The 6,992-nt window shown below is 53.8% G+C and carries 11 protein-coding genes; all 11 read right to left on the bottom strand.

Translation table 11 applies throughout. The annotated features are described in order from the left end of the window. Window positions 1-506: DUF4189 domain-containing protein (locus tag KDH83_RS27195; protein ID WP_212321431.1), on the bottom strand; the 506-nt coding region annotated here is incomplete at its 3' end. A 148-nt stretch (window positions 507-654) separates the two neighbouring features. After that, window positions 655-1,017: a hypothetical protein gene (locus tag KDH83_RS27190; RefSeq protein WP_212321426.1), complete on the bottom strand. Its 363-nt coding sequence runs from the start codon at window positions 1,015-1,017 to the stop codon at window positions 655-657. A 114-nt stretch (window positions 1,018-1,131) separates the two neighbouring features. Then, the gene (locus KDH83_RS27185) at window positions 1,132-1,350 is read right to left on the bottom strand and encodes an integrase core domain-containing protein (protein WP_249205389.1); all 219 of its coding nucleotides are present in this window, start codon (window positions 1,348-1,350) and stop codon (window positions 1,132-1,134) included. Between the two features lie 745 nt (window positions 1,351-2,095). Next, window positions 2,096-2,401, bottom strand: a complete 306-nt coding sequence (locus tag KDH83_RS27180) for a hypothetical protein (protein WP_212321425.1) — start codon at window positions 2,399-2,401, stop codon at window positions 2,096-2,098. 168 nt (window positions 2,402-2,569) lie between these two features. Continuing rightward, entirely contained in the window at window positions 2,570-3,094 is a 525-nt protein-coding gene (locus KDH83_RS27175) for an SMI1/KNR4 family protein (protein ID WP_212321424.1), read from the bottom strand. Window positions 3,095-3,239: 145 nt separating this feature from the next. After that, the gene (locus KDH83_RS27170; RefSeq protein WP_212321423.1) at window positions 3,240-3,524 is read right to left on the bottom strand and encodes a hypothetical protein; all 285 of its coding nucleotides are present in this window, start codon (window positions 3,522-3,524) and stop codon (window positions 3,240-3,242) included. A 167-nt stretch (window positions 3,525-3,691) separates the two neighbouring features. Continuing rightward, window positions 3,692-3,988, bottom strand: coding sequence for a hypothetical protein (locus KDH83_RS27165; protein WP_212321422.1), 297 nt, complete (start codon window positions 3,986-3,988; stop codon window positions 3,692-3,694). Between the two features lie 537 nt (window positions 3,989-4,525). Then, window positions 4,526-4,819, bottom strand: coding sequence for a hypothetical protein (locus KDH83_RS27160; RefSeq protein ID WP_212321421.1), 294 nt, complete (start codon window positions 4,817-4,819; stop codon window positions 4,526-4,528). Between the two features lie 467 nt (window positions 4,820-5,286). Continuing rightward, a complete protein-coding gene (locus tag KDH83_RS27155) occupies window positions 5,287-5,748 on the bottom strand; it encodes a hypothetical protein (RefSeq protein ID WP_212321419.1) in 462 nt (153 codons plus the stop codon). Between the two features lie 155 nt (window positions 5,749-5,903). Further along, a complete protein-coding gene (locus KDH83_RS27150) occupies window positions 5,904-6,305 on the bottom strand; it encodes a hypothetical protein (protein WP_212321417.1) in 402 nt (133 codons plus the stop codon). Window positions 6,306-6,520: 215 nt separating this feature from the next. After that, window positions 6,521-6,769, bottom strand: a complete 249-nt coding sequence (locus KDH83_RS27145) for a hypothetical protein (protein ID WP_212321409.1) — start codon at window positions 6,767-6,769, stop codon at window positions 6,521-6,523. Window positions 6,770-6,992: the final 223 nt, after the last annotated feature.

Raw genomic sequence — 6,992 nt, 5'->3', positions numbered from 1 at the left:
GGCATGCTGCAATCCGAGAAAAAGACCTCGCAGGTGCCGCCGCTGTCGCGGTTGCACTGATTGAGCGCCAGCTCCGTGGCTTGCTCCAGCGTGGCCGCGAACTTGGCGACCGCCCAGTTATTGCCCCAGACGATGACGCCGCATTGATTGGCGTAGGAGATTTCCAGCTTGCAGGCGCCGCCGCCCTTCTGCCGGCAGATCGCCACGGCATCGTCTTCCGCCTGCCGCCGGCCGGTCCGACTGCCCGCGACCCCGGTCTTGCCCGACACGGGATCGAAGGCGATCGCCCCCCAGCGCTCCTCCCAGCGAACGGGCGGGGGAGCCGACTGCTGCGGCTGCTGGGCACCGCCGGGAACTTGGTAGAGGCCGGGAATGGGAATGCACTGGGCGGTGCCCAACGCGGCCATGGTGTATCCGTCGGGACAGCCTTGCTCGGCCGCCGCCGGACGCATCGCGGCCAGCGCAAGGGCGAAAACGGCGAATGCCAGGACGAGAAAACGCTTCATCGGAATGCCCTTGTGATGGTCGATGGGTCGTGCTGCGCGGATACTAGCAACGGGCATGGCCGGCGGCAATATGCGCCGCCGGGCATCCCGGCCCGGCTGGGCAGGCGGGTCTGCCGCAGCGTCCTGGCGAGCGCGCCTGGCGCCGCGCCTACCAGGGAAATGGCGGCTCGATCCTGAAATCCAGGCCGGCCTCGGCAAGCGTCTCCCGCATCGGCGCGACCTCGTACGCCAAGCCTGTGAACACCAGCCCCGCGGGCGCTCGCAGCAGTGCTCGCGCCTCCGGCAGCGCAAGGCCCGTCAGGCTCGCCACCGCCTGTACATGCGCGCTGTTGTCGACGTCACCCGAGATCACGGTCACTCGGTAGGACGTCGCATCGTTCAGGAAGTCCGGCAAGCGGGTGGTGAGCAAAGCCCAGGAGCATAGTGTGCAGAACATGCCCTGGCTGGCGCCTTGGCGTCGGACTTCCAGGAGTCCGCCGCAGTCCGGGCAGATGGAGTCGGAAATGCTCATCGTGCCTTTTCCCGAAAAGAGCCTGAGCGGTGATCCAGGGTAGACCACATTTGTATTGACCCGGCAGAACCTGCTCAGGTCATGCGGCTAATGCAAACGCCTCAGCCGGGGTCTTCATGTAGAGCGCCTAGTGCGGGCGCGGTGATTGTAAATGCGTATCCAGTCGCCTACAACGCGGCTGGCGTACTGGATGTTCTCGAAGCGATGCCGATGCGCGCATTGTTCTTTGAACGTACAGATCACGCGTTCAACCGTGCCGTTTTGCTGCTGCGGGCAGCGCGGCGTGATGAACACCTGGCGCAACTGGCTAAAGGGCACAATCGGCGATGCCATCCATGCGGTCCTGTGCGCTGCGGGGCACAACATCCGCCTGCCGCTGCGCTAGCTGCGGCTTTTTTACGCCTGGGTCCTGGCAGCGACCTCGGCGCGCATGCTGCTTGCTTATCGAAATCGGTGGCAGGCCGAAGGACCGACGTGTTCTTGCCAAAGCCGGCGGACCCTAGCTGATCTGCCTCATATGCCTGTCCAGCCTCAAGAAATCGGAATGAATGTCAACTCAACACCCAATATCTCCAAGTCTGATTTCAAGGATTCAAACTCCGATACCCGAACACGCCCGACCTCTATTCTCTGGCCCAAACGTATCATTCTTATGAGATCCACAACAGATAATTTTTTCAATTCAAAAAACAATGAATGAAAATACCTCACATCATCTATTTTTGGAATTGAATGCCACAAAGCACTCACAATATAAACAGGCTCTCTATTCGGTGGAAGCGGAGGATCATGCTTTGGATTAAAAACGTGAACATCCAACTCTTGCCCGCAACGTTCACACCTCCACTTTTCCAATGGTCCTTGATTTGAAATAACATTCCATTTCTCGCCACCACACCTTTCACAATTCAAGATTTAAGCTCTCTTTCAATTCGACCACAACGGATCAGACCGAATATTCCTATATAAAGAATGAGATCTCAATAATTCATAAAATCCATTCGAATCATATGAATTGGCCCAGCATCACCTACCCCCCCTGCCCTGAAGGATCGATTGCCAACATATTTAGCCTTTCTCAAAAACCCATTGGTACAAATTTTTCAGAGCAGGTCACAGCTTCCAACATATCACCATGCCCTAATAACGAAACATCTCCTTCAACATGCAAATCGCCCGTCAACCCAGTTGACAGCTCATCCAGCTCTCTACGATAGGTAATTATCTTTACCACTAGCAATTCCACTTCCTTTCTTTCTCCCTTATTCGAAGTCGCCGCCCGAAAAACTTGCCCAACCCTTACCCCATCCTTATTGCAGACACCAAAAACTATCTGGACATTATTTTCAATAAAAACAGAATCAACTAAAAATTCGGATGCCATAGATACCTGCCTTCCAATGCATTTTCATTTAACTCGACGTAAGAATTATTGAATATCCTGTGCCGTCACTCGCAGAGCATGCTTAAGAATTTCCGTTGCCTTATTACACCAACGCCATCGAGAGCTTGCACATGCATAAGCATCGCAGGAATGCTCCCCCCGATACGCTCAAGAAAAATTCCTCTTAAGCAACCGTTGGTAATCCTCTCGAATGTAGTCGACCATCGCCAGAAACCATTCATCAAATCCTGGGAAGACGTCAATCAGCCCCCCCGCCAGCCACAGAACTTTCCCCGGCGTTTCCGTATGAGGCCGTGCCATCACCATCACGTCGATGTCATCTGAAGAGACAGCTATCGGCAGCACATCCTGCTTGTCGAGGCCACACAGCGGATACAGTGGCTCGAGCGATTCAATCAACGCAATAGCACGCGCTGCGAGCGGGCCGCCTTCGAAATCATCAGCACCGAACACATCGATATGCTGGCTGAAAGCCCTCCATCCGTTCGCATGCAACAGAAAAGCCCGGTGCTGCGAATCCAGCGCATAACCCAATCGCTTCTCGAGAGAGATCAATCGATCCTCCGAAGCAGCAAGCTCAGGCAATGTATTGTCCCAGAGGTGATATATGTCTACCTCGGCAACCTTCTGCTTGACAAGGTGAGCGATTACCAATTCCCGTTTCCAGTCCAATCTAGGTCCTTGTGGTAAATGAAGTGTGTCGGATCAGTAAATAACAAAAACCCCGACAGATTTTTTCTGTCGGGGCTTCCTAAATGCTGTCGAATCAAATTCAGCCTGACACGTTAATTTTCGAAACGTTAATCTTCGCGAGAGACTATAGATCATTGATGACCAGGCTTTCCAGAGCCACACCATCAAGCTCACCCGGACAATCAATTGCGAGACTAACCTGCCAAACACCAGACATCGCTTGACTGACCCAGGTGCCTTTCACCGGAACGAGCAACCTCTCGCCATCGATGCTCAATATACTCACGTGTGTTCCGAAGCTTTGCTCAATTTCACTCTTCAGCGAAAACCCCGTCAACAGCAGAGGCCCCGTTAGAATGGTCTGACCACCATTGGTAAGCAACACATCATTCACAACCATCAATTCCATGTCAGAGTCCTCAGCGATGCTGGGTGTAGAGCGAGTCCTTCACGTCCCTGAGCCTAACGGGACCGTATGGAACATTCCGTAGTCGAGCAATCTTGCTCGTTGGATATGGGGCCCCGCACATAACCTAGCAAGCCGCGCTCGATGTCTCGGCCCCGCGCGTCGTCATTTCAACAGCGCCTCATTGCCTCACGCAAGATTATTCCTGCCTCGAAGAGACCATCCGCGTTATCAAACACCCTCCCCTTGAACACACTCTCTTCGGGAAAGATCCGCTCAATGTCAGCGCACAATTTGCAATCAGGTTGATCCAATCCGAACATGGCAACGACCTCCGTCATCCATCTTCTGGAGTTCGCTTCTCGGGTTGTCAGAAACAGCTGACGCAGCGCATTTTTTTCAGCGTCATTCAATGACGAAAAAAACTCTTCGACTGCCTGCTCTAGCGTTTCAACATTCCGGCTCATTGTTTTCCTGTCAGATCCCGCCGCGTACACGCTGCTCAGCACATTCTGACTCCCGATCCGAACGCGCATCAAGAATACTCTAAGATTCCAGCATATCCCCATGCTCAAGCAAGGAAATATCACCCACTGCATGAAGCTCACCCGTCACACCTCTAGAAAGTTTGTCAACCTCGTGGCGATATGTGATTATTTTTTCTATCACGACATTCAGAAATTTTACATTGCCACTGTCCGAAGTGGCCCGAGAAAAGGTTTGCCCCACGGAGATGGATCCCAGATTACATCCTCCACGAATCAAATTCTCATCACCACCCAATACAATTGAATCCACTAAAAACTGAGAACTCATTATCATCACTCTCACATAAATTTACTGTCTTACCCACCTCAAGAATTCTTGAATTTTCCGTGGAGTAAGTCTTGGAGTGCTTTCCGATATTTGTGTAGCTCTTCCAGCATCGGAAATGACAGATGGCAATTCATATGCCTTCATATCAATCAAAAACTGCTTTCGGCTCTGGCGGCATCAAGTCAGCCCTATCGTATTCGTGGCACGCCTGGGATACGGTCTTCATGGGACTCCCCAAGGAGGATCAGATCGAAAGTCATATAAAGCTCGGAAGCCATCTGAGCGACAAGCGCGCTGTCCTTCGAGTATGGAGCTTCGTTCTCAAGGATCTTGGCCGTCAAATAGAGATCGTTCACGATCTGTCGCGGCAACTGTTCGGCCCCCTTGAGCAGCTGCGCCAACTCCCTGGACGCGCTATCCAGGCGCTCGAATGCTTGCTGCTTGATTTCCTTGGTGCTCTGTAGCGCGGCTACCAGTTCCATCCCGTTGCTACGTAACCGAGCGGCTACCTCTTCGATACTTCCCATCCGTTTTTCTCCAATCCGGTCTGAACATGCAATCAGCAATAATCTCAAGCACTGAGTGCAGCCACTTTTATCTCAATTTTTCCACTTCTAAATTATAGATAGCCAGGACGGCCCTACGTCCCTCATCCAATCGACCACAACTCGCGCAAATCTGCCAGGCCGCTCTCATAATTCACGTAGTCGGGCAGCGGATATTCATCTGGAGCAAATGTTGCACTGGCAAGCGCACAGGCAAGCGCCATCTCAGCAGAGTATTTCCTGCTCGCTATCCCGTGCGTAGCCTTCACAACCGAAGCCATCACAGGCTTACGCCGGCGATCGCGAAAAACCACCAAAACGCGAAGCCACCGCCCTCCAATCCTGTCTGACGGCACACGCTCGACGGACTTATCCGCGGCACTCGTTCTGGCCTCGCCGCCTGATCACCCGCTTGCCAGGTTGGGCCATCCATGAAGAGGAAAGGCATTATCGTCCACCTCCAGGTAGCCCTTCCGAAGCTTGAACTGACAACCGCGCTCGAGCAGAGCAAGCAGCGGTTCAAAGAGGTCCAACGGAAACTCCGGAGAGCGCTTCCCCTGAGCCGACATATCCGCCCACTCCATTGCGTTTCTTACGAGTATTGCCGCATACGCGTCGGAAACCCTTGCGATCTGCTCGTCTATTTCTTTGGCGGCATGGTCGCCAGGCCTGTAACCAAGCAGCCGTGCAGGGCTGGCTAGAAGATGCGGCACTTCATTTCCATCAACTTGACGTGCCAGTTCCGAGAGGATTCTCATCCAGCGAGCGACGCCGTCCAATGCTTCGGCGGACGGCGAGTATCCGCTGATTGAGCCAATCCAAGGCGCACCGCCGAGACGCTTGGCCAGCTGTTCAAATGGATTCACGATTCGACCCACGCGTTCGTCCGAAAAGGGCTAATCAACAAGGCCGTGATTTGCTCAGGGCCGTCTTGCAGCTCTACCGCAGGCTGATAGACATGCCACATCGTTACGCCAGCCCTATCAGCACCCAACATCATCACAACCATCCTCACGAACCGCTAGCCAGAATATTCGTCTAGAAAACGCTGCACAACCTCTGGGTCGCGAATCAAATCCACGACATAAGCACAAAAGTCCTCATCGGCATCATCCGTATCCTGATGCATCAACAAGACGGCGGGATAACCCACCCACCACGAAGGATAAACAATCTCAAACCTCGCCTTCGAATCTGCCGCACGAAATCTGGTTTCTCCACCGGCAAGATGTTCATGCTCGAGCTGAAGACGGGCATCGTGCAAATTTACGACCCCGGTGCCAGCCCTCAAGAAAAACTGGCCATCACAGGCATACAACGCAACGAAATGCTCACCCAGAAAATCCGCCTGCCCCGAAACCGTTGCCCCCGGCAATATCGCGGATACCTCATTCACGCCACCACCATGAGGGTCGAATTCCACATATGACGCATAGACATTGAATCTCTTCAATAACATATTGCCCTCAACGCCTATCCATTCCAAACAAGGGACCCAGACCCTGGATTTTTCTGACACTTGCAGAGCGGCGCACTCCAACCGCGCCGCATCTGCGGAGTACTGTGATCGACACCCGAAACCGATCAATCTGCAAGAAAAAAACCGCCAGCACATATCAGGCGGACATGCCCTTTGATCTATCTGTTCAATACCGACAAAGAAAACTCGTCTGGAAACACTTCCACTCGCACCCCGCCGTGCTCCCGATCGACAATTGCGCGACTGATTACCCTCGCATCCTGCGGACGCTCACCAGAAATGTATAGCTCAAAGATCCCCGCCGTCTCGGTCACCTCGGATCCCAGCGTCAGGTTCTCGAGGTTGCCGCGAGGCTTGGGGTAGCCCTGCAGGGCTTCGAATGTTGCCTTCTTCGCGATGGCTTCCATGTCATCAAGCCCAAGTCGTTTCCGCTTTTTCACCACGATGCCATCCCTCCTCCCAGCCTGTCGCAGCCATCCATCCCAGGAACAGCCTTATCCGCGGACGCATCCCCGCAGAAGCGCAACTCCCCCTCAATCACCAAGAATATCAGGCGGCACCAGGTGGTACTTCCCTGCGCGCCTCTGCATTTTCTAACCGCCAGCCGCACGCCATCACCCCATCACCCTC

It is taken from the genome of Achromobacter sp. Marseille-Q0513, from assembly GCF_018195695.1.
Taxonomy (GTDB): Bacteria; Pseudomonadota; Gammaproteobacteria; order Burkholderiales; family Burkholderiaceae_B; genus Achromobacter.
The sequence above is the reverse complement of the archived record's forward strand: the minus strand, read 5'-3'. Positions and strand labels throughout refer to the sequence as shown.